Raw genomic sequence first — 18,937 nt, 5'->3', positions numbered from 1 at the left:
GAAGCGTCACAGTTTCGATCAGGCGATCAGGCGATGGTGTTGAAGAACCTCGATAATCGTGAGGAGCGTCGCGCGGCACTGTTCGTCGATTAACATGCCGCCGCTCGGCGCGGCGATCGCGGGAGCACGCGGACCTAAGATCGACTCGCCCGCAATGGCGAGCGAGCCGCCGCTCAGCGGCTCCGCCGCCCACGCACCATCGAGGAATCGGAGCGAGTGCCCCTCGTCCCGTATCCACAGCTGCATGCCCTCGCGCGGCTGGACGAAGCGCCAGCCACCGCTCGTCCAGCCGGCCAGTGCGTGCGCCTGCCCGCTCCACGCCGCGGTCGGTGCGGCGCCGACGATCCAGCACGTCCCCGGCACCGGCGCCCTGGGCGGCGTATCGAGGGGGGCGGTCTCGACCGTCGCCGCGACCATCAGGTCGAGCCGCGCCAGCGCCTCATTGTGGGTCATCTCCTTCTGCGCCTGTCCCGGAACGATCATCGGCAGCGCCCAGCGGGCGGTCTCCTCGGTCATGCATCCTCCTTTGTTGCTTGCGTCGGCCACGGCGTGATCGCCGGGCGGGACAGCCCCTGCAGGCCAACCTGCTGCACCTGCACGCCGCTCGCTCCGGCAAGGCTGGCGGCGGGCAGCGCGGCCACGGGTCCGTCGCTGGCCGTCAGTTGCGCGTTCCCATCGGCACGCAGCACGTAGCGTTCCCGCTCCTCGACCAGCGGCGCGTCGATGCCGTCGAGCCAGGCCCAGCCCGCCCGGCTCCGCCGCACCCACCGCGCCTGCGCGCCACCCGCACCATCGGCGGTGACCCTCAGGTGGACGGGCGATGGCGGCACCACCGACGCGCCGCTCACCAGCACGTCGGTTTCGATCGGCGCGTCGCCGTCGCCGACGCCGCTCGCGATCACCCGCACCCGGCTGCCGATCGCCGCCAGCGGCAGCGGCACCTCCAGCAGCGCACCGGGCTGGAGCACGACGAAGCGGTCGCCCGCCGCCTGTTGCCCGCACGCCCACTCGGTGCCGCGTCGCCCGCGCCACAGGCGCGTCAGCCGCCAGCGCGTGTCGCCCAGCCACTCGGCACGCTCCCACTGGAGCAGCTCGTCACCGACCAGTGCCAGGTTCGCGCCCGCTGCCACCGCGAGCGGGTCCGAGTTCGTGAGCGTCATGCCCTTGTGCGCCAGCACCACTTCGATGACGGCATGTCGGTCGACCAGGGTCGACGACCCGGCCCCCGGCGACATCGCAAGCGTGCCGAGCACCGCCGCCGACCGCAGCTCTGGCAGCGGGTGGAAGGACACGCCGCCGTCGGTGCTCAGCTGCGCCCGCGCGCTGCGCCACCCCGCGCCGCTCCCCGCCGCCGCGATCGAGAGCCGCGGCGACGCCAGCACCGTGTCGTCGACTGGCGGAATCTCGAACGCGTGGAGCAGCGTCCGCCCGATCGCCGCGTCGCTGTCCGACAGCACGCGCCCCGACGTCGCCGCCGCTGCCGACATCGTCGCCCGCGCGATTTGGACCAGGTCGAGCGTCAGCACCATCGCATCGAGCGTCCAGTCGACGATCCGCCAGCTGCCAGGCTCGCCCGCCAGCGCGACGCGGTCGCCCGGGCTCAGGTCGGCTTGCCGCCAGTCGAGCGTGACCTGAGCCCACAGCCGCTCGCGATCCTCGCTCAGTGCCGGCACCCGGTCGACCTCGACCCGCAGGCTTGCGTCCTCCAGCCACCCGCTCAGACCCTGCGACAGTCCGCTCAGCACCGTGTCGGTCAGCGGCAGCACCGCGAGCCGCCACAACGCTTTGTTCGCCTCGCGGTAATTGGCATAGGTCGCATCGCCCGGTAGCCCGAGCAGCATCGGCGGCACGCCGAACGCCAGCGCGATCTCGCGCGCCGCCGCCGCCTTCAGCCCGACGAAGTCCATGTCGGCAGGGGTCAGGCTCATCGCCTGCCATTTGAGCCCACCCTCCAGTAGCATCGGGCGCCCCGCGTTGGCCGCGCCCGCGAACCCCGCCTCCATCTCGGTGCGCAGCCGGGCGAACTGGTCCGCCGACAGCGCCGCTCCGTCCGGCGCGTCATAGACCAGCGCGCCCGATGGCCGCGCGGCATTGTCCAGCAGCGCCTTGTTCCACCGCGTCGCCGCATTGTGGATCGCGATCGCCCCCGCCGCCGCGCCCAGGCAGCCCAGGCCATAGTGATCGTCGAGCGGGTTGAAGCTGCGGACGTGGATGATCTCGGGCAGGGGCCCGTCCGCCGCCAGCCGTGCGGTCCGCTCCCCTACCTTGTAGCGGTACGCGACCGGCCAGCCGCGCGCGTCCGCCTCCACGCTCACCCGCTCGGGGCGCAGCGCGTAGAGCTCGGCCACCCCACCTGCCCCGTCGCCGATCACCTGGACATAGGCGTTGCCGTGCAGCAGCAGCTGCGCGGCGAGCGTCTCCAGCAGCGCCTGCCCCGCCGACCGCGCCGCCACCAGCGCCGCCGCCCCGCCCGCGATCGGCGCCGCGCCTGCATTCTGCGCGATCAGCCGCACCGCACGCTGCGCCACCGGGTTCGCCGCATAGCCCTCACGCAGCTGCGCCTCGTAGCTGCGCGGCCACTCGCCCATCACCCCGGCGCCCGCGCTCGCACGCCCCAGCGCCGGCCGCGCGTCCTCACGCGCGGACTTGCGTCCCCACAGCTTCATGTCTCGTCCTTTCTGCTGTTCCGCGGTCGCAACCAGGTGCCGCTAAGCTCGCGTACAGCCGTATCACCCGTTCTGCCGGCTGCGACACTTCGAGCCGCGGCCGATCTTCAATTCGCAAAGTCGTCCGTCTTTAGTCTGATTGCGTATTGAGCGTTTCCGCTTGTCGAATCACTTGCAGGTCTACGGCTCTGCAGTCACTCTCCCCGTTGGACGGGGGAGATCAGCAATGTCGTATCTTGATGTCATGGACGTCGATACCGGCTTCATTCGGGCGGGCGCGACACGCGACAAGGGATCGGAGCTTCAGGCGCAGTATAACGCCGCCGACCCATTTCCCTCGATCGTCATCGATGATTTTCTACCTGAGCGAGTCGCGAACGGCATCCTGGATCACTTTGGCCCGGGCTCGACCGACGAAGGCCTGAACGCCTCCTACGAGCGCGCGCAGGAGCGGCTGAAGAGCAGCTACCACCCCGACACGCTCGATGATTACGCCCCGCTCGCTGTTCTACAGCTTCAACTCGCGTCCGTTCATCAAGCTCATCGAGAACATCACCGGGATAAGGGGCCTGATACCCGATCCTTATTTCTCGGGTGCAGGGTTCCATGAGGTAAAGAATGGCGGCCATCTGTCGATCCACGCCGACTTCAACCATCACAAGATGATGAACGTGGAACGTCGCATCAACGTCCTCATCTACCTCAACAAGGACTGGAAGCCGGAGTATGGCGGACAGATCGAGCTGTGGGACACAGCCATGACCCGGCGCGCGCAATCACATGATCCGATCTTCAATCGATGCCTCATTTTCAACACCACGTCGGACAGCATGCACGGCAATCCGCAGGTCGTGAACCATCCTGACGGTGTTTCCCGGAAGTCGATCGCGTTGTATTACTACACAGCGACGTGGGATGACCTGAAGCGATCGCACACCACCCAGTTCAAGGTTCGGCCAGGGACCGAGGACCGAACCGACTGGAAGATCAAGCTGCGCGAGCTGAAGAGCGACTTGCTCCCGCCATTTGTCATCCGCAATCTGGGCAAGGCCAAGCGTCAGCTGACCGGAGCGAAGCAGCTTCCGAATCCTGTTGATGCCGAATAAGAAGGTCTTTGCACTCGGTTGAAGCCGCAGCCGCCGATATCGCTGGGCCACATGAGCTACGAGCCCTTTCCAGCAAGTCGCTCGAGCGGTCGGCCGACCGGCGGCTAACCCGCCTTCGCCGCGATCTGCTCGCTGTCCCACAGCGCGCGGAACGGCGTCGTGTCGAGCGCATAAGCCCCCATCGTCACGCCGACTTGGATGCCCGCCGTGAAGCGGACACCTGTCGATCGCTTGACGCACTCGGCGACCGCGAAGTCCTGCCCGGTCGGCCTGCTCGTCAGCTGAACGGTGTAGCCGTTGCTCCCGAGCGTGCCGATCGCCCGTCCGCCGCACCTACGGACGATCCTGGCGAAGCTGCTGGTCGACCAAGTCTTCGGCCCCATGCCGGTCCCGGTGATGATGGTGCGCGAACTGGCGAACCCCCGGCCCTTGCCGTTACGGTAGAAGGTAAACCGCAGCTCGTTCTCGGCGGTTGCGACACGCGGCGGTAGCTCCGGCGCGGCGAGAAGCATGGCGGCAAACAGCACGACGCTCATGATCCGTCTCCCTGCCGATCACGAACCAAAGAACGCCACGGCTGCACCCCATGTAGGCGTCGTCGCGAACCCGGTAAAGGAGCCCGGCCCCCGCGCGCACGGCAGTCGTCCCTCACACCGCCCGCACGCCCACCGCTCCACGCCGCCCCACCAGCAGTGCCGTCACCGCCCACACCAGCGCGTCCGCCCGGTCCGGCGAGCGGCCCGGCCCGCCATAGCCGCCCCCGACCGAGAGCCCGCACAGCTCGTCCTCCAGTTCTGGCCACGCGCCGACGTGATGCACCCGCCCGCGCTCGTACAGCGCCGCCACCGGCTCCGCCCGCGCGACCTTGCCGCGGCTGGCATGGACCAGTCGCACCAACGCCTCACACGGTCGTCACTCCGGCTGTGTTCCGGGGTCCACTAAACCGCTTGCGGTGTGTCCGGTTGCTATCGCCAGCGCCCTGCGGGGTGGGCTCGGACCATCGAGTGCGTGACAATTGGGAGCGAACGTCCGCTTTCGCCCAATAGCGGACAAGGACGCGGCGCATTAGGCTCTGAGGACTTGGAGGCTGCATGTTCGGCTGGATCAGAAAGTGGACGCAACGTCCTCAACCGGAAGCCCTGTGGACTGTGTCGATTGAGCCCGACCACGTTCGCGTGACCGACGACGCGGGCCAAACGAAGACGCTCGCAAAGTCCGACATGGCTGGGGTGGCGATCGAGACCAACGACACCGGTCCCTGGAGAGCAGACGTTTGGTGGCTCCTATTCGGATCAGACGGACAGCTCGCGTGCGTATATCCACAAGGAGCGACTGGGGAGAGCGTCATGCTCGACTAACTCACGAGCCTTCCCGCCTTCGGTAACGAGCAGATGGTGAAAGCGATGGGCTCTACCGAGAACGCCGTCTTTCCCGTGTGGACGAAAGTCCGCTAACGCCCACTTGCGGACATTCTTGACGCGTGTTGTTCTGACGTATGCGCCGTGGGCTACCAGTCCTCTTTGTTGTCCTTCTAGCCGCATGCGGCACCCTTACGGGTCTTTGGCTAACTGCGGAAAACCGCCTACGCCGACTGCAGCAAGAAGTCCGTTACTCGCCGGATGCGCCGTTAGAACAGCGCGCCTATGCGATTAAAGCTCGCGAAGAACGGAGCACGACCAAGAAAATCGAGAACTTGAACCTGCCCGTGACGGTGTCCTTCCCGGACCGCAATTGCGTCGAGCTTCGCCCGCGATGGGCGGTCGCTTGCGGCACCAGCATCACCTGCTTCTCTAATCGGACCGGCAAACTTCTGTACCACGCCAGCATCGGCGAATGAACGTCCGCTATCCACCAGTAGCGGACATTCGGTCGTTCACTGACGAGGCGAACGAGCGAACCCTGCCCCCCCCCCCCGCTAGACCGCCCGCACGCCCACCGTCCCGCGCCGCCCCACCAGCAGTGCCGTCACCGCCCACACAAGCGCATCCGCGCGGTCCGGCGAGCGCCCCGGCCCGCCATAGCCGCCGCCGACCATCAGCCCGCACAGCTCCTCCTCCAGCGCCGGCCACGCCCCCACGTGACGCACTCGCCCCCGCTCGTAGAACGCCGCCACCGGCTCCGCCCGCGCGACCTTGCCCCGGCTCGCATGGACCAGCCGCACCGGCAGCGCGGTGTCGGCGGCCTGCAGCACGCTCCTGACCATGTCGCCGCCCTGGTTCGCCTCCGCCACCACCCGGTCGGCGCCGTGCCGCGCCGCCGCCGCCGCCACGGTCCGCGCCCAGCCCTCCGGCGACTGGCCCGCCACGCTCGCGTCCTCCAGCACATAGGCATCGCCGTCCGCGCCCAGTCCCGCCACGACGATCCCGCACGCGTCGCCGCTCGCGCTCGCCGGCGGATCGACGCCCACCACCACGCGGGTGAGCGCCGGCGCCACCGCGACCCGGCAACCCTCCACCGTCGCCCGCGTCCACAGCGCGCCCTCGACATCGTCGATCAGCTCGCCGTCCAGCTCCTGCCGCCCCAGCCGGGTGCCGCCGTACTGCGCCGCCATCGCCGCGACGAAGCTTTGCGGCAGGTGCGGGTTGTCCCGCGTCGCCCCGCGCGTCTCGACCAGGTCGGGCAGCGCCAGCACCCGCCGCATCAGCGCGGTCGGCCGCGGCGTCGTCGTCACCAGCACCCGCGGCCGCTCTCCCAGCCTGAGGCCCATCAGCAGATTGTCCCAGGCCGCGTCGCCGCGCCGCCACTTGGCGAGCTCGTCGCACCACGCCAGGTGGTGCTCCGGCCCGCGCAGCGACTCGGACGCCTCCGCCGAGTAGACCCATGCCTGCGCGCCGGAGGCAAAGGTCAGCCGGCCGCTAGCGGGCGCCCAGTCGATCGCCTCGCCGTCTCTGGCAACGGCCAGCAGCCCGCTCGCGCCCTCCACCATGACGCGTCGTGCCTCGTCCCCGCTGCTGCCGATCAACGCAATTCGGGCTTGCGGCATCGTCCGTGCGCACGCGCTCAGCCACTCCGCGCCGGCCCGCGTCTTGCCGAACCCGCGACCGGCACGGATCAGCCACACGCGCCAGTCGCCCGGCGGCGCTACTTGCCCGGCGTGCGCCCACAGATGCCAAGCATCGTTGAGCGCGCGTCGCTCGACCGGCGACAGCTTGCGCAGCAGCACGCCGATCTCGTCGGCAGGCAGGATCGCCAATCGGGCAAGCAGCGCCCGGACGTCGGTGCTCATGCGGGCTCCGACGGCGGGATCAGCTTGCCCAGCTTGGCAAGCAATGCCGCATCGATCTCCTCGTTGGTCAGCAGCTTGCGCCGTGGTCCGCCGCGCCGCTGCGGCGGTGCTTTGGCGCCGTGCTGCCGCCCGAGCAGGCGCATCGCCTGATCGAAATCGATTACCGTACCCGGCCCCACGCCCCCCGTATCGATGGCGCTCTCGCCGGAGAGGGCCATCGCCAGCAGGTGCGTTTCCAGGATCTCGTACGCTTGCGCGATCGCCACGCCCCAGTCGGCGGCGAACTGCTCGTCCTTCCGCCGCAGGGTGTATGCGGAGCGCGGATCGATCCCGATCGCGTGCGCAGACGCCTTTACATTGCCCGTGGTGGTCAGGTGATTGAAGAAGCTTTCCTTCATCGCTTTCGTCCACCGCACACGCTTGTGACCGATGCGCCGCGCTGCGCTACCCGCCGTCCCCGCCTCGCCCATCCGCACCCTCCCCGAAACGCGATCGGGCCGGACAGCGCCCCCGCGCGCCGGCCCGACCCGCAATTCCTCATCGTTCCCGTTATGTGCCATATCAGCGTGACGCTGTCAAGCAAAAATAACCTATCTGGTTACCAGCGCCTGCCAGGCGGTGACCTCGTGGTCCCGCCGCCGCGTGATCTCCAGATCGTGTGCCGTTTCGGCGGCCAGGTCGACCGTGATCTCGCCCTCCCACTCGAAGGTCGCGTTGCCGGCGATCGTCACCGGCGCGTCCGGCCCGGCGGCGCTCGCGCGCACCAGCCCGCCCGGATTGTGGACGGTGATCTCGCGTCCGAACGCGACCCGTCCGGTCAGCCCCGCCGCCTGGGTTGCCGCCGCCATCGCGCTGCCGCACGCGTCGGTCAGCCCGACTCCGCGCTCGAACGTCCGGACGAACAGCCCGTCCGCGCGCTCCGCGACGAACGACACATTGGCGCGGTCGACCAGCAGCTCGGGACCCGCCTCGCACCATGAACCGAGTGCGACCAGTTCCGCCTCGTCGATCCGCTCCACGAAGCTGATCAGGTGCGGGTTGCCCATCCCCACCCCGGTGAACGCCCGTTCGCTCGGCAGTCCAGGTACCCGCGCCTCGATAACCGGCGCCGCCACCCGCAGGCCGATCGCCGCCGGATCGGTCGTCGCCGGCCCGGCCCGCGTCCGCACGGTGTAGACACCCGGCGCCAGGTCCGCGACCCGCGCCGCCTCCGCCGTTCCCGCCTTCAGCCCGATCGTCGCCGCCTCACGTCCCAGCGCCTCGAACCCCGCCCGCGCCACGCAGCGCAGCCCGTTGAGGCACGTCCCCGCCTCCGATCCGTCGGCATTGAACATCCGCTGCGCGAACGCCTGATCGCCACCACCTTCGGCGAGCAGCAGCAGCCCGTCGCTCCCGACCGGTCCGGCGCGATCCGACAGCACCCGCGCCACCACCGCCCAGTCCGCGTCGGCCAAGGCGAGCCCGCGCGCATCGATCAGCGGAAAGTCGTTTCCGCTGCCATGGCATTTGGTGAAGGAAAGCCGCACCCGCGTCACGCCGCGCCTCCGATTGTGTCAGCGGATCGCCCTATCGCATCGCGCCACCGGCGGCCACTCACCCGAATCGGGCGGCCACGGCAATGCTCAACAGGCTCGAGAACTTGCCCATCGCGCCCGCGAACAGCACCAGTGCCCGCTCAGCACCGGCCCAGTCGGTGGGAAGGATGGCCGCGGCGAACACCAGCATCGGCAGCCCGACGACCAGGCCGATCCCCAGCAGACCGTCCGCCACGCCGATCGCACCGCGCTTCCCCGGCAATCCGCCGATCGGCGCCGCCGCCACGATCGCCAGCAGCCACGCCACCAGCATCTTCGCCGCGATTGGCATCATACCGCGCAGTGCCGCACCAGCCGGGTGTGATCGAGCCGCATCGCCCGCAGCTCCTCGGTCGGCAGCCATACGGACAGCCCGTACTCATGCTCGGAATCGGTCTCGATCAGCCGGTCGGCGTGCACGCTCAGCAGGCAGTCGTGACCGCGCAGATCCTCGCCATTGTTCGGGAACTCGGGCTCGACACCGTACAGCCGGTGCCCGCGCCAGTCGGTCACCTGCGCCGCGATGAAGCCGTGCAGGGCCGCCGGCGCGGCGCGCAGCCGCGCTGCCGGGCCCTCCAGCGTGCGCCACAGCGCCGTCGGATCACCCATCAGGCTTCGCTTCGTCCCGTAGTTCTCGACCAGCCGGCCTTCCATCGCCCGCCGTCGCCGGAACAGCGCGGCGAGCAGATCCGCCTCCACCGGTACCTCCGGCGGCTGCGACAGCGCATGGTCCCGCCATTCGATCAGGTCCGCCATCATCACCGAACCGAGCTCGACGATGACCGGGTAGTGGGCCGACTTCGCCACGATCACCGCATTGGCGAGCGCGCGGTCGTCCGCGGGCAGCGCGCCCCGCCAGGCAAGGAACCGCTCCGCCTCCCGCAGCTCGTTGCCGAGCACCCGGATGACCTCCTCCGCCTCCACCGCGGCAATGCCCCAGTTGGTGATCCACTGCTCCGGCCGCGCGAACAACTCGGGAAAGGCGGCGGGGCGTTCCTTGCCTTCGTCCCAGAACGCGCGCGGATCCACCGGCCAGTACGGAAACGCGGTTCCCTCACCCCAGAAGCCGTAGGTGCGGATGGCCGGAAGCTCGTCCGGGGGCGTCACCGGCCCGGCGCTCGCCATCGCCGCGGCCGTGATCAGGTGACAGGACGCCGCACTCCCGGCGAAGATCAGCAGCGCGCCCGACTCGGGCAGACCTTCTGGTCGCAGCCCCGTTCGCGGCTCGGGTGCGATCGCGGCCAGGTCGATCTGCGCCAGGAAAAGCTGCGGCGTCCCGTCGGGGTCGCGCGGCCAGCGGAAGTCGGCGGGCGCGTGTGGCACCCCGCCCAGCCACGACGATGCCCCCGTCCAGTCCGTAAAGGGTGACCGCAGCAGCAGCGCCCAGCCGGGCCGCGGCGTCTGGTTGTGCCCGCCCCCGAACAGAATCTCATCAAGGTCGAACCAATCGTCCGACGCGACCGGCGCCGACATCGGCCCCCCGGCTGCCGCCTTGGTACCGAAGCTCCGGCGCCGCTCGGGTACGATTTCCGGCTCGGCCCGCGTTGAGGCAGCCGCGCCGTGAGGGCGCGATCCGCTACCCCGGCGCGCGACCAGTCCGATCCCCGCCAGCCCCAGCGAACCGAAGGCGATGGCCGCACCGCCGGCGCCGAGCGGCCCGGCCAGCAGGTCCGCGGCCCACGCGAGCGCGCGCAGCCCGCGCGGCATCGGCGATCCGAACCAGGCTTCCGGAAAGTCGCTCCCGGCGCTCACCGCCAGCAGGGTGAAAAGGGCACCGATGCTGACCGCGCTTAAGATCTTCGACTGCATGAGACCACTCGCCGTTTGCTGCCGGTATAGCGGCGCTGCGTTAAGAAGCTCTGTGCGCCCATCCCGCACGTGCGCCGCGCCTCACAACCGGGCATAGGAGGACCGTGACAACCGACCTCCTGCTGTTGCTGCTCGGCGCCGTCGCGGTGGCGCTGCTGACCCGACGCATCGCCGCGCTGGAGCGGACCGTGGCCGCGCTCCGGAGCGAACTGCGAATTGCCGCGCTTGATCACGAACCGTCCGCCGCCGATGCGGAGCCGCTCGCCGCCGTCGCCGAGCCCGAGCCGCTCGCTGATGCGCTGCCGCTTGTACTGGCCGAGCCCGCGCCCACCCTCGCCGAGCGGTTGGAGGCGCTCGTCGCCGGCAAGCTGCCGATCTGGACCGGGGGCGCGGCGCTGGTCGTCGCCGGGCTGTTCCTCGTCCGCTACGGGATCGAGAGCGGCCTGATCGGGCCCGCCGTCCGCGTCGCGTTCGCCGCGCTGTTCTCCGCCGCGCTGCTTGCCGGCAGCGAGGCGACCCGCCGCCTCGCCGCCACGCGCGACGATCCGCGCCTAGCGCAGGTCCTCTCGGGCGCCGCGATCGCCAGCGCCTACGGCACACTCTACGTCGCAGCCGCACAATACCACCTAATCGCCCCGACCGCCGCCTTCGCGGCCACCGCCGCGATCACCGGCGGCGCGCTGTTCCTGTCCTTGCGCCACGGCGCCCCGACCGCCGTCATGGCGCTGGTCGGCGGCTTCGCCGCGCCGCTGGTGGCCGGCGTCGACGCAGCCGGAGTCACACCGCTGCTCGGCTACCTCGCGCTCCTGATCGCGGCACTGTTCGCACTCGCCGCCGCCCGCGGCTGGACCTGGCTGGCGATGGCCGCGGTGGTCGCGGGCTTCGGCTGGGCGAACCTGCTGGTGCTGCTGCTCGGCGGCTCGGAGAGCACGGGCGTTGCCGCCTTCGTCACCGCGCTCGCGATCGGAGCGACCCTGGCGCTGCCGCGGACAGGCCCGCTCAGGACGTGGCTGCGCGCACTACCGCTCGTCGCGGGGCTGGCGCAGCTGCTGGTGCTCGCGCCGACGCTCGACTTCACGCCGCTCGCCTGGGCCTACCATCTGACCCTCGCCGCGGCGGCAGTGGTGCTCGCACGGCGGGATGCGGTGCTGGAGGGCGCGGCGCTCGCCGCGGCCGTGCTCGTCACCGTGCTGCTGGCGCTGGCCTTCTCGGCCGCGACCGGCCCGTCTCCCGCAAGCCAGGTCGCTGTGGTCCTCGCGACCGCGCTGATTGCCGGCGCTGGGCTGCGCTGGTCCGGGCTCGGTCCTCGTTGGGCGGCGGTCGCGCTCGTGGGGCTGGCCGGGCCGGTCCTCGTCGCGCATCTATCGCGTCCTTCTTTGCTCCCCACCACCACCTGGTCGATCGTCGACCTGGTCCTCGCTGCCGCCGCTGCCTGGCTGTCCTGGCGACACCGGGCGGCGCAGGGGCGGGACGTCGGCCTTGTTGGCGGAGCCGCCATCGCTGCCCTGCTCGGCGGCGTTGCGCTTGCGGCGCCGGTGCCGCTCGCCGCCGCGCCCGCGATGCTCGTTCCGGCCCTCGCGATCCTGGTCTGGTGGGGCCGGCAGCGCGACCATCCGAGATTGCAGGCATTGCCCGCCTTCGTCGCACTGGCGATGCTGCTGCTCGCCGGCGGACCGCTCCTCAACCTGCTCGGTGCCGCTGCGGCCGCGATCGGCGGCGAGACGCTGATCTATCCCTACCTGCCGGCGCAACGTCGCCTGCTGCTGTCGCTCGCGCTGCCGCTCGTCGCCGTCGCGGCCGCGCTGCGCTTCGCACCGGACAGCTTCGGCCGCTGGCGCCCTGCCGTCACGCTCGCGGGCGGCGTGGTCGCCGCCGCGACGCTCTACGCGCTCGCCAAGCAGCCGCTGGCGCTCGCGACACCGTCCCGCTTCCTCGCACTCGGCTTCAGCGAGCGCGCCGCGATCACGTTCCTATTCGCGGGTGCAGGCGTGCTCCTCGCCCGACACGCGGCAACCAAGCGCCTCGGCCACGCGCTTGTCCTCGTGGCCTTCGCGCGCGCGCTCTGGTTCGATCTCGTGCTCTTCACCCCACTCGTCGTGCCGCAGGCGGTCGGATCGCTGCCGCTCCTGAACGCCGCCGTCCTCCTGCCCGCGCTCCTCGCCCTGGTCGCCCGAACCCTCCCGGGCCGCGGCTGGCGCTGGACGATGCTCCTGTCCATCCTGCTCGCGGTCGCCGCCGCAGTGCGGCAGCTGACGCACGGCAGCCTGCTCACCGGCCCGCTCTCCGTGGCCGAGAACTGGGGCTATTCCGCGGCCTTCCTGCTGCTCGCCGTGGTGTGGCTGTGGCGCGGCCTGACCGATCCGGGCAGCGGGCTGCGCACCGCGGGCCTGCTGCTGCTGACCGCCGTTACGTTGAAGGTCTTCCTGCTCGACGTCGCGGCGCTCGGCGGCGTGCTGCGGATCCTGAGCTTTCTCGGCCTCGGGCTCGCGCTGATCGGGATTGGCTGGTTCTACCGGCGGATGGTAGCGGTGCCGCCCAGCCGGTAGTGGTCCGCCAGCCGGTCGAGCGCCAGCCCGAGCACCAGCTTGCCCGCCCGCGCCGGCCAGCCGAGCGCCCGCTCCGCCGCGCCCAGTCCCTCGCCGGCGCAGACCACCCGCCACAACACGTCGGTCAGCCCCGGCCCGACGCTCGCCACCGCGGCGTCGAACCGCCGCTTGGCCGCGATCGTCGCGAGTGCTGGGTCCAGCGCCGGCGGCGTGCCCCGTGGCGTCCGCCCGGCGGGTGCCGCATCCCACGCCATGGTGACGCGGGCGCCCAGCTGTGCCGTCTCGTAATCGGCGCGCAGCCGCTCGCCCGCCTCGAACTGCCGGGCATCGACGTGGCCGCGCGACTGCAACCAAGACAGCGGCGACTCGCCCAGGTTGACCGTGACGCTGCGTCCCTTCCCGATCGTCCGTTCCACCAGCTCGCGCTTCACGCCTGATTCCTTGTCCCGAGTCGCAGCGACGCTTGCCACGCGCACCGGGTTGTAGGACAGAGAACCAGACAGGTTAGGGAGAACGGCCGATGATTACAGCCATCAGGGAGGTTCGCCGCGCCCGTGGCCTGACGCTGGACGATGTTGCGCGCGCCTGTTCGCCCCCGACGACCGCTCAGACGATCGGGCGATTGGAGACGGGCACGCGAACCGTTTCGGTTGCCTGGCTCAATCGTATTGCCGCAGCGCTCGGCGTGACCGCCGCCGATCTCGTGACCCTGCCGGCCCGCGCCGATGTGCCCGTGGCCGCGCTGCTCGGACCGGCGGGAGCGGTGGCGCCCACCCGCTCCGCAACGGTGGTTGCGCCGCACCCCGCTCCGGGCGCGCTTGCGATCACCGTCACCGCCGGGGTGGGAGACTACCGCGCAGGCGATGAGATCTGGTGCACGCGCCTCGCGCCCGAGCAGTTCGCCAGCGCCCTCAACCGCGACGTGCTGGTGCCGCGCCCGGCGGGTCGCTTCGCCTTTGGTCGGCTGATCGGGCGCGAGGGCGACAGGGTCCAGCTGCTCCCGCTCGGCGCCGGCGCACGCCAGCAGATCATCGCCAGCCCGCCCTGGATCGCGTCGGCGACCCGCCTGATCCGCGCACTGTGACTTGTCGGGGATGGTGGGCGCTGACGGGCTCGAACCGCCGACCCTCTCGGTGTAAACGAGATGCTCTACCAACTGAGCTAAGCGCCCGCTCTCGGGAACCCGCGGAATACCGCTAATTTCTGACGACGCAAGTGGTGCGCGAAGGGAATGGAGGAGAACGAAAAGGAACCGGTCGGAACGTCGAGTCCCGAACTATTCCCGAAGTAGGGGCCGCTTGCTTGGTACGTGTTCGGCATGGCAGGCTCGCACGTGATGACGGCTCCGCTCCGCCCCCTGCCGCGCCTGAAGCAGCTGGCCCGCGAGATCAACGTCACGGTGCCCACCCTCGCCCGCGTAATTGGCCGCAGCGAGACCTACTTCCGGAAGCGCTGGAACGCCGACACCTACCTGCTCGACCTGCCAGGTGAGGAGATCGAGACGTTGGCCAGATTTTTCGGCGTGCCCGCGAGCGAGCTAGGTGGTTAGATAGGGCGCTTTCATCGGGCGATTGGCGGTGAGACGCTTCGCTCATGGCTATGCTCGAAAACTTCGACCGGAACGATCTTGCTCGCGTGCTCCGGCACCTTCGCGACGCGGCAGAGGAGCGGCGCGCGCTTGACCACGAGGAAGCCGGAACAGGCGTCACAGATCCCGAGTGGCCCCACGGTGGCAGTTATGCCGACAGACTGCGGACCAGCATCGAGAGCAGCCGCCGAGCCGTCAGCGACCAGCAGGTGCTCGCGGCGTGGCAGATGACCACCGGAGAGGCTGGCGATCCCGATGCCGATCTGTTGATCGCGGAGATCGAGCGCAGGAACCTTGACCTGTGAGCCGGGCACCCAACGGGTTGGAGCCGGTCCGCCGCGCGGAGCTGTGGTGCTACGCCACGCTGATCGCGATCGGCACGATCACCACTGTCTCGATCTGGTTCGCGTAGCCGCGATGTTCCAGCTACGTTCCGCACTCATCGAGTCGGGAGCGAGCAGGCGTGAGGCAGGTAAACCGGGACGAACTGATCTGGCAGATCACGCAGGCGCTGCGCACCCTGCCCGCCCAGGTCCGCGCCGATATCGCCTGCAACATGCCTGATCGACGTCGCATGGCGGACAGCCGCCTTGCCGCGCACGTCGCGGGGCGAGGACTGCACCGGTTTGAAGTCCTGACCAGCGCTCCGGAGGGCCCGCCCTGCCCCGTGCTGCGCGAGAAGCAGGGCGGAGGCATTGCCGGGTTCGAGGATTAGAGCGCCTTCGCCACCTTCACGGCCGCGGCGACCTGCGCGATCTTGGGTGCGACCTTTGCCGCCAGCTTGGGCGCGGCGATGCCGAGGACGATCAGCGCCAGTTCGGGGTTCTCCTTCGCCTTCTTGGCGACGGACTTGAGCAGCTTGCCGAGGTTCATGCATGTTCTCCTGGTGGATGCCGCAAAGCCGCGCGGCGGCGGGTTAGGTCAGCGCGCGAAGTCGTGCGCGACGAAAGAAACTATATTGCGTTAGCGCTCACTCGATGTTTCAATCTGGAACAGAGTGCCAACGTTGCTCATTTTAGACTTACGGCGAACACGCCGGTTGCGAGGAGAGGAAGCGAGATGTTGAGGACTAATCCTCATCTCCCTGTCAGAACGTCGGGCGGGATCAGGGCAAGTGTTTGGATTGCAAGTTTTTCGTTGTCCCTACTGCTTTGGGCCGTCATAGCCGCGGGCGTTCGGGCGGTCGTTTGAGACCTTTAACGCGCCACCCGGAAGTGGGGGGCGCGTATGAGCCTTTGGTGCAAGCTCGGCATCCATCGGTGGGTGCGCAAAGCAGCTACTCTGCGACCGGGGACGACGGTTTGCCGCTGCAAGCGCTGCGGATGGGTCTCGGTGCGGCATGCGAAGAAGCGGCCCGTTGAGTGATTTAACGGATGGCTGCCTCGAAATTCTCAGGCAGGCTTCCAGTACCTAACCCAGTAGAGGTCGGTGCCCTCGTAGGTGGACGGCTTAACTGGCGACGCCAGCGCCTCCTGCAGCGACCCACCGGCACCGCCGAGCTCCATGTTGCAGGTGAAGCCGATCGGCCAGTCACGCATATAGTCCGGCCCCTCGCCGACCAGGTAAGCCGCCTCGCCTTGGTGCTGGTCCCACAATCGGAACCATCGACGTTCGTACCCCTGCCACTCGATCGTGAGCCGCTGAAGCGTGATGGTGCGGATGCCCTCTGTGACGCGGTAGGGGAAACTGACCTGGGGCTTGCCCTCGCCGCTGCCCTGGTCGTTGCCGTGGAAGGTCGCCGCCTGCCCGCCGCGGATCATCTCCAGGATGTCGAGCTCGGGCGGCCAGGAACCGTCGGCGTGGATGCCCCACCACGGCGCACTGTCGAGGTGTGGGAAGCCGCGCACCTGCATCTTCGCCTGCCAGATGCCGTCGACATAGGCGACCTTGTTGGTCTCGAACCCGGCAGCGACGTAGTTCCAGTCGATCCCGTCGTAGCGGATCGGCGCGTTGCTCACGTCGGCGATCCTGAAGCGGCGGAACCGCTCGGGACCGTCGATGATCGGGCACAGGTCGGCGGTGATGTCGCGGCCGTTCGCCAGCACCGTGCCCGGCGGCACGATCGGCAGGCTGCCGTTCAGCCGGTAGTGGTGGTCGTGCGAGGTGTCGCGATCCTCGAACAGCTGCACCTCATCGTCGTGCCGGCCGAGCTTGGGCAGCACCGGTTCGGGCGGCAGGGCTGCGTCGTCGTAGCGGTAGCCGTCCGGCGCGGGCGTGTTGAGGTGGATGACCGCGTTGACGATGAAGATGTTCTCGTTGCTGACCACCGCCGTGTTGACGGTGCCGCTGCGCCCGACCATCTCCACCGGGGCTTGCCACACCACCCGCATGATCGAGCCCTGCGTCGGGTGAGACCGCGCGGTCGCGAACGACTGCCCCGGCACGTTGAGCGACCCGCCCTGAACCTGAAAGCGACCCTCGAAGCTGCGCTCGCACGGCTTGCCGAAGCGGGTGACGCGCACTTTCAGTACGACCTCACGCGCGCCGGGTGGCGCGTACACGTCGGGGAAGTCCACCTCTGGCGCAGGCACCCACACCTCCGTTCCCGGCTCCAGCACGGACAGCGCCGGCGCGTCCTCATAGGCCGGCCAGCCTTCGAACCGACCGATCGCGCGCCAGTGCTCATCCAGCGCGACGCCCGCCGCGATCACATCTGGTCGAACCGACGCGTAGTAGGTCGGGTTCCAGCCGTCGAGGCGGCCAGGACCGCGGCCGTAAGGCGAGGACCGGTGATTGGGCGCGGCGGCGAGGTCACCAATCGCGTCGGCCCAGTACCGGCGGACCGGCCGGCCGGAGATGCGAGCAATGTCGGGGGCAATCGTCTTGAGGGTGGGCGCTGGCATGGATCAGCCTCCATTATGAGCCGGAAAGCACCGAATTGGCGATGATCAGTGATCGACGGTGCCGCTGCAGATCGTTAGCAAGGCACCGATGCGTACCATCCTGCCGCGCTGGTTGCTGGCGCTGTTCCTGCTACCTAGCCGCGCCGTGTCACGATGGTTGTCGGCGCCCTTCCTTCTCCCAAACACCATCGTCGAGGGCTGGAAGGAAGGCGACGAGCTGCTGCGTCGGAGTGCCGCGGAGACCACCGCCTCGACAATTTGCCCGCACTGTGACGGCGAGAAGCCCGCCGGCGTTCCGCTATGCGAGCCATGCGAGTGGGAGGATCGGAAGGCGATCTGATGCCTAACCCGCTCATCAACCGAGCTGTTCAGCTATTCCTTGCACCTGGCCGCTTGCTGGAGCGCATGTCCGAGGACAACCGCGCTTACTTGGCTGGCACCAAGTGCGCGTGCGGCGAGCCGAAAGAACCTGGCCGTCAAGACTGCCCCGCCTGCACCAGCTCGGTGCCGTAAATCTTCTTCACGAGGCGAGCGCCTTGACGCACGACCAGAGACAGGCGGCGATGTCGGCGTAGTAGACGCTCCAATTCACATCGGCTGCCGCGCGGATGGCTGCGACGGTCGGCGCCGCCTTTGCCGCCAGCTTGGCGCGGCGCGCCTTGCCCTCGATCTTCATGACCTTGCCTTCGCTCGCCTGCTTACCCGTCAGCACCTCGCCGGCCACCGCGGCGAGGTTGGCGGCGCTCACCGCCATTCCGCGTTCCTCGATCTCCGCGACCAACCAAGGGAAGCGGGCGCGGCGCTTCGCGATGCTGTCGATCGTCAGCAGCAGCGTGCTGGTCAGCCCCGAATAGTCGAGCGCCTCGGCGCCTTTACCCGGAGCAGCGGACGCCCGTATCCGCTGCTCCGGAGGCCTCAGTTATGCCGACCGCGTGAGGGTCGGCCCCGAGCTTACGTGCAGTGCCGCTTGAGAGCGCCATTGAACCGCTCCCAGTCGGCAAGGAACGCCCGGTGCATCTCAGCGGGGGGATCGTCGAACACTTCGTGAACTTGGCCCCATCCACTGATCCGGTGCACGCGGGCGAGCGTCAGGATGTGGACATGCGGCGCTCGGGCTGAGCGGATGTCACCCGGCATATGCTGGACGATCAGGCTCGAGAGCCGCTTCGGATGCAGCGTGAGTGACGCATACAGATAGGCATGCTGCATCATGGTGTGCCGCGGTAGATCGGGATCGAACCGAAGCGTTTGCACAACCGCTAGCAGGTTTTGGTTCGCGCAAACGTCAGCATCGTAGCTGTCGAACAGCACCTTGGGGCTTGCGATGTCAGGGGTGCCTGCAGCCAGTAGAAGCCGGTGATCGGATGCGGTCACCGCCCAAGTTTCGTCCTTTTGCACGCCCTCGCCTTTCGGCTTGGCGGGCTGGAGCTTGGCGCAGGCAAGATCGGCCGTTTTGGCTCGCTCCCCGCGGTTTTCAGCCCAGAGGATCGCGAACCCAAAGTGGGAGCCACTGCCGAGCCGGGCCGGATCATCAAACACCATGTCGGCAGCAGCTGCCGGGCTTGTCCACTTCGCCATG

The 18,937-nt window shown here is 69.2% G+C and carries 21 protein-coding genes, 1 tRNA gene and 2 pseudogenes; 8 read left to right on the top strand and 16 right to left on the bottom strand.

What is annotated here, in order from left to right; translation table 11 throughout:
• Positions 1-18 precede the first annotated feature (18 nt).
• The 3 genes and pseudogenes from CRO12_RS07080 to CRO12_RS18335 form a co-directional block, all read right to left on the bottom strand.
• A complete protein-coding gene (locus CRO12_RS07080; protein WP_097063213.1) occupies positions 19-516 on the bottom strand; it encodes a DUF2793 domain-containing protein in 498 nt (165 codons plus the stop codon).
• Positions 513-1,487, bottom strand: a complete 975-nt coding sequence (locus CRO12_RS18570; RefSeq protein ID WP_425443000.1) for a GTA baseplate fiber-binding domain-containing protein — start codon at positions 1,485-1,487, stop codon at positions 513-515. The genes CRO12_RS07080 and CRO12_RS18570 overlap by 4 nt, the downstream gene beginning before the upstream one ends.
• A gap of 138 nt (positions 1,488-1,625) precedes the next feature.
• Positions 1,626-2,666 (bottom strand): annotated as a pseudogene (locus tag CRO12_RS18335) (phage portal protein); the annotation flags it as partial.
• Positions 2,667-2,910: 244 nt separating this feature from the next.
• On the opposite strand from CRO12_RS18335, the gene CRO12_RS18330 reads away from it, so the two are divergent.
• Together CRO12_RS18330 and CRO12_RS07070 are read left to right on the top strand one after the other, a co-directional pair.
• Entirely contained in the window at positions 2,911-3,276 is a 366-nt protein-coding gene (locus CRO12_RS18330) for a hypothetical protein (RefSeq protein ID WP_245858239.1), read from the top strand.
• The gene (locus tag CRO12_RS07070; protein ID WP_342747210.1) at positions 3,170-3,772 is read left to right on the top strand and encodes a 2OG-Fe(II) oxygenase; all 603 of its coding nucleotides are present in this window, start codon (positions 3,170-3,172) and stop codon (positions 3,770-3,772) included. The genes CRO12_RS18330 and CRO12_RS07070 overlap by 107 nt, the downstream gene beginning before the upstream one ends.
• A gap of 104 nt (positions 3,773-3,876) precedes the next feature.
• Here CRO12_RS07070 and CRO12_RS07065 read toward each other — a convergent pair whose 3' ends face one another.
• The 7 genes and pseudogenes from CRO12_RS07065 to CRO12_RS07025 form a co-directional block, all read right to left on the bottom strand.
• A complete protein-coding gene (locus CRO12_RS07065; RefSeq protein ID WP_097063211.1) occupies positions 3,877-4,308 on the bottom strand; it encodes a hypothetical protein in 432 nt (143 codons plus the stop codon).
• Between the two features lie 112 nt (positions 4,309-4,420).
• Positions 4,421-4,666 (bottom strand): annotated as a pseudogene (locus CRO12_RS07060) (phage terminase large subunit family protein); the annotation flags it as partial.
• A 1,021-nt stretch (positions 4,667-5,687) separates the two neighbouring features.
• Positions 5,688-6,998, bottom strand: a complete 1,311-nt coding sequence (locus CRO12_RS07045) for a DNA-packaging protein (RefSeq protein WP_097063209.1) — start codon at positions 6,996-6,998, stop codon at positions 5,688-5,690.
• A complete protein-coding gene (locus CRO12_RS07040) occupies positions 6,995-7,396 on the bottom strand; it encodes a hypothetical protein (RefSeq protein ID WP_144033547.1) in 402 nt (133 codons plus the stop codon). Before CRO12_RS07040 ends, CRO12_RS07045 begins: the two co-directional genes overlap by 4 nt.
• A gap of 192 nt (positions 7,397-7,588) precedes the next feature.
• Positions 7,589-8,524, bottom strand: a complete 936-nt coding sequence (gene dapF, locus CRO12_RS07035; RefSeq protein ID WP_179640917.1) for a diaminopimelate epimerase — start codon at positions 8,522-8,524, stop codon at positions 7,589-7,591.
• A gap of 67 nt (positions 8,525-8,591) precedes the next feature.
• Entirely contained in the window at positions 8,592-8,864 is a 273-nt protein-coding gene (locus tag CRO12_RS07030; RefSeq protein WP_144033546.1) for a hypothetical protein, read from the bottom strand.
• The gene (locus CRO12_RS07025) at positions 8,864-10,381 is read right to left on the bottom strand and encodes a DUF1963 domain-containing protein (RefSeq protein ID WP_097063205.1); all 1,518 of its coding nucleotides are present in this window, start codon (positions 10,379-10,381) and stop codon (positions 8,864-8,866) included. The genes CRO12_RS07030 and CRO12_RS07025 overlap by 1 nt, the downstream gene beginning before the upstream one ends.
• Before the next feature lie 104 nt (positions 10,382-10,485).
• Between CRO12_RS07025 and CRO12_RS07020 the strand changes: the two genes are divergently transcribed.
• The gene (locus CRO12_RS07020; RefSeq protein WP_097063204.1) at positions 10,486-12,927 is read left to right on the top strand and encodes a DUF2339 domain-containing protein; all 2,442 of its coding nucleotides are present in this window, start codon (positions 10,486-10,488) and stop codon (positions 12,925-12,927) included.
• On the opposite strand, the gene CRO12_RS07015 is transcribed toward CRO12_RS07020, so the two are convergent.
• Positions 12,891-13,358, bottom strand: coding sequence for a DUF6456 domain-containing protein (locus CRO12_RS07015; RefSeq protein ID WP_097063203.1), 468 nt, complete (start codon positions 13,356-13,358; stop codon positions 12,891-12,893). The two genes, CRO12_RS07020 and CRO12_RS07015, sit on opposite strands and share 37 nt — an antisense overlap.
• An 89-nt stretch (positions 13,359-13,447) precedes the next feature.
• Here CRO12_RS07015 and CRO12_RS07010 point away from each other — a divergent pair, with 89 nt between their 5' ends.
• The gene (locus CRO12_RS07010; RefSeq protein ID WP_097063202.1) at positions 13,448-14,011 is read left to right on the top strand and encodes a helix-turn-helix domain-containing protein; all 564 of its coding nucleotides are present in this window, start codon (positions 13,448-13,450) and stop codon (positions 14,009-14,011) included.
• Positions 14,012-14,022: 11 nt separating this feature from the next.
• Here the strand turns inward: CRO12_RS07010 and CRO12_RS07005 are convergent.
• A tRNA-Val gene (locus tag CRO12_RS07005) sits at positions 14,023-14,098 on the bottom strand.
• Positions 14,099-14,245: 147 nt separating this feature from the next.
• Here CRO12_RS07005 and CRO12_RS07000 point away from each other — a divergent pair.
• From CRO12_RS07000 to CRO12_RS06990, 3 genes are all read left to right on the top strand, one after another.
• Positions 14,246-14,476, top strand: a complete 231-nt coding sequence (locus CRO12_RS07000) for a hypothetical protein (RefSeq protein ID WP_179640904.1) — start codon at positions 14,246-14,248, stop codon at positions 14,474-14,476.
• An 86-nt stretch (positions 14,477-14,562) separates the two neighbouring features.
• On the top strand, positions 14,563-14,820 hold the full coding sequence (locus CRO12_RS06995) for a hypothetical protein (RefSeq protein WP_179640903.1): 258 nt from the start codon (positions 14,563-14,565) through the stop codon (positions 14,818-14,820).
• A gap of 158 nt (positions 14,821-14,978) precedes the next feature.
• Positions 14,979-15,230, top strand: coding sequence for a hypothetical protein (locus tag CRO12_RS06990; protein ID WP_097063199.1), 252 nt, complete (start codon positions 14,979-14,981; stop codon positions 15,228-15,230).
• On the opposite strand, the gene CRO12_RS17930 is transcribed toward CRO12_RS06990, so the two are convergent.
• Positions 15,227-15,388: a hypothetical protein gene (locus CRO12_RS17930; RefSeq protein ID WP_179640902.1), complete on the bottom strand. Its 162-nt coding sequence runs from the start codon at positions 15,386-15,388 to the stop codon at positions 15,227-15,229. The two genes, CRO12_RS06990 and CRO12_RS17930, sit on opposite strands and share 4 nt — an antisense overlap.
• Before the next feature lie 518 nt (positions 15,389-15,906).
• A complete protein-coding gene (locus tag CRO12_RS06985) occupies positions 15,907-17,358 on the bottom strand; it encodes a hypothetical protein (RefSeq protein ID WP_097063198.1) in 1,452 nt (483 codons plus the stop codon).
• Positions 17,359-17,446: 88 nt separating this feature from the next.
• On the opposite strand from CRO12_RS06985, the gene CRO12_RS06980 reads away from it, so the two are divergent.
• Positions 17,447-17,698, top strand: coding sequence for a hypothetical protein (locus tag CRO12_RS06980; protein ID WP_144033543.1), 252 nt, complete (start codon positions 17,447-17,449; stop codon positions 17,696-17,698).
• A gap of 180 nt (positions 17,699-17,878) precedes the next feature.
• Here the strand turns inward: CRO12_RS06980 and CRO12_RS06975 are convergent, their stop codons facing one another.
• Together CRO12_RS06975 and CRO12_RS06970 are read right to left on the bottom strand one after the other, a co-directional pair.
• The gene (locus CRO12_RS06975; RefSeq protein WP_179640901.1) at positions 17,879-18,106 is read right to left on the bottom strand and encodes a hypothetical protein; all 228 of its coding nucleotides are present in this window, start codon (positions 18,104-18,106) and stop codon (positions 17,879-17,881) included.
• 203 nt (positions 18,107-18,309) lie between these two features.
• A complete protein-coding gene (locus CRO12_RS06970; RefSeq protein WP_097063195.1) occupies positions 18,310-18,936 on the bottom strand; it encodes a hypothetical protein in 627 nt (208 codons plus the stop codon).
• Position 18,937: the final 1 nt, after the last annotated feature.

The organism is Sphingomonas guangdongensis (assembly GCF_900199185.1).
In the GTDB taxonomy this organism is placed as follows: domain Bacteria; phylum Pseudomonadota; class Alphaproteobacteria; order Sphingomonadales; family Sphingomonadaceae; genus Sphingomonas; species Sphingomonas guangdongensis.
The sequence above is the reverse complement of the archived record's forward strand: the minus strand, read 5'-3'. Positions and strand labels throughout refer to the sequence as shown.

Coding starts and splice junctions, on each gene's coding strand:
- CRO12_RS07030 (WP_144033546.1), bottom strand. CDS start 8,864: ATGCCAATCGCGGCGAAGATGCTGGTGGCGTGGCTGCTGGCGATCGTG.
- CRO12_RS07010 (WP_097063202.1), top strand. CDS start 13,448: ATGATTACAGCCATCAGGGAGGTTCGCCGCGCCCGTGGCCTGACGCTG.
- CRO12_RS06980 (WP_144033543.1), top strand. CDS start 17,447: ATGCGTACCATCCTGCCGCGCTGGTTGCTGGCGCTGTTCCTGCTACCT.
- CRO12_RS07065 (WP_097063211.1), bottom strand. CDS start 4,308: ATGAGCGTCGTGCTGTTTGCCGCCATGCTTCTCGCCGCGCCGGAGCTA.
- CRO12_RS07000 (WP_179640904.1), top strand. CDS start 14,246: ATGGCAGGCTCGCACGTGATGACGGCTCCGCTCCGCCCCCTGCCGCGC.
- CRO12_RS17930 (WP_179640902.1), bottom strand. CDS start 15,388: ATGAACCTCGGCAAGCTGCTCAAGTCCGTCGCCAAGAAGGCGAAGGAG.
- CRO12_RS07080 (WP_097063213.1), bottom strand. CDS start 516: ATGACCGAGGAGACCGCCCGCTGGGCGCTGCCGATGATCGTTCCGGGA.
- CRO12_RS07025 (WP_097063205.1), bottom strand. CDS start 10,381: ATGCAGTCGAAGATCTTAAGCGCGGTCAGCATCGGTGCCCTTTTCACC.
- CRO12_RS07040 (WP_144033547.1), bottom strand. CDS start 7,396: ATGAAGGAAAGCTTCTTCAATCACCTGACCACCACGGGCAATGTAAAG.
- CRO12_RS06985 (WP_097063198.1), bottom strand. CDS start 17,358: ATGCCAGCGCCCACCCTCAAGACGATTGCCCCCGACATTGCTCGCATC.
- CRO12_RS07045 (WP_097063209.1), bottom strand. CDS start 6,998: ATGAGCACCGACGTCCGGGCGCTGCTTGCCCGATTGGCGATCCTGCCT.
- CRO12_RS18570 (WP_425443000.1), bottom strand. CDS start 1,487: ATGTCGGCAGCGGCGGCGACGTCGGGGCGCGTGCTGTCGGACAGCGAC.
- CRO12_RS06970 (WP_097063195.1), bottom strand. CDS start 18,936: ATGGCGAAGTGGACAAGCCCGGCAGCTGCTGCCGACATGGTGTTTGAT.
- CRO12_RS18330 (WP_245858239.1), top strand. CDS start 2,911: ATGGACGTCGATACCGGCTTCATTCGGGCGGGCGCGACACGCGACAAG.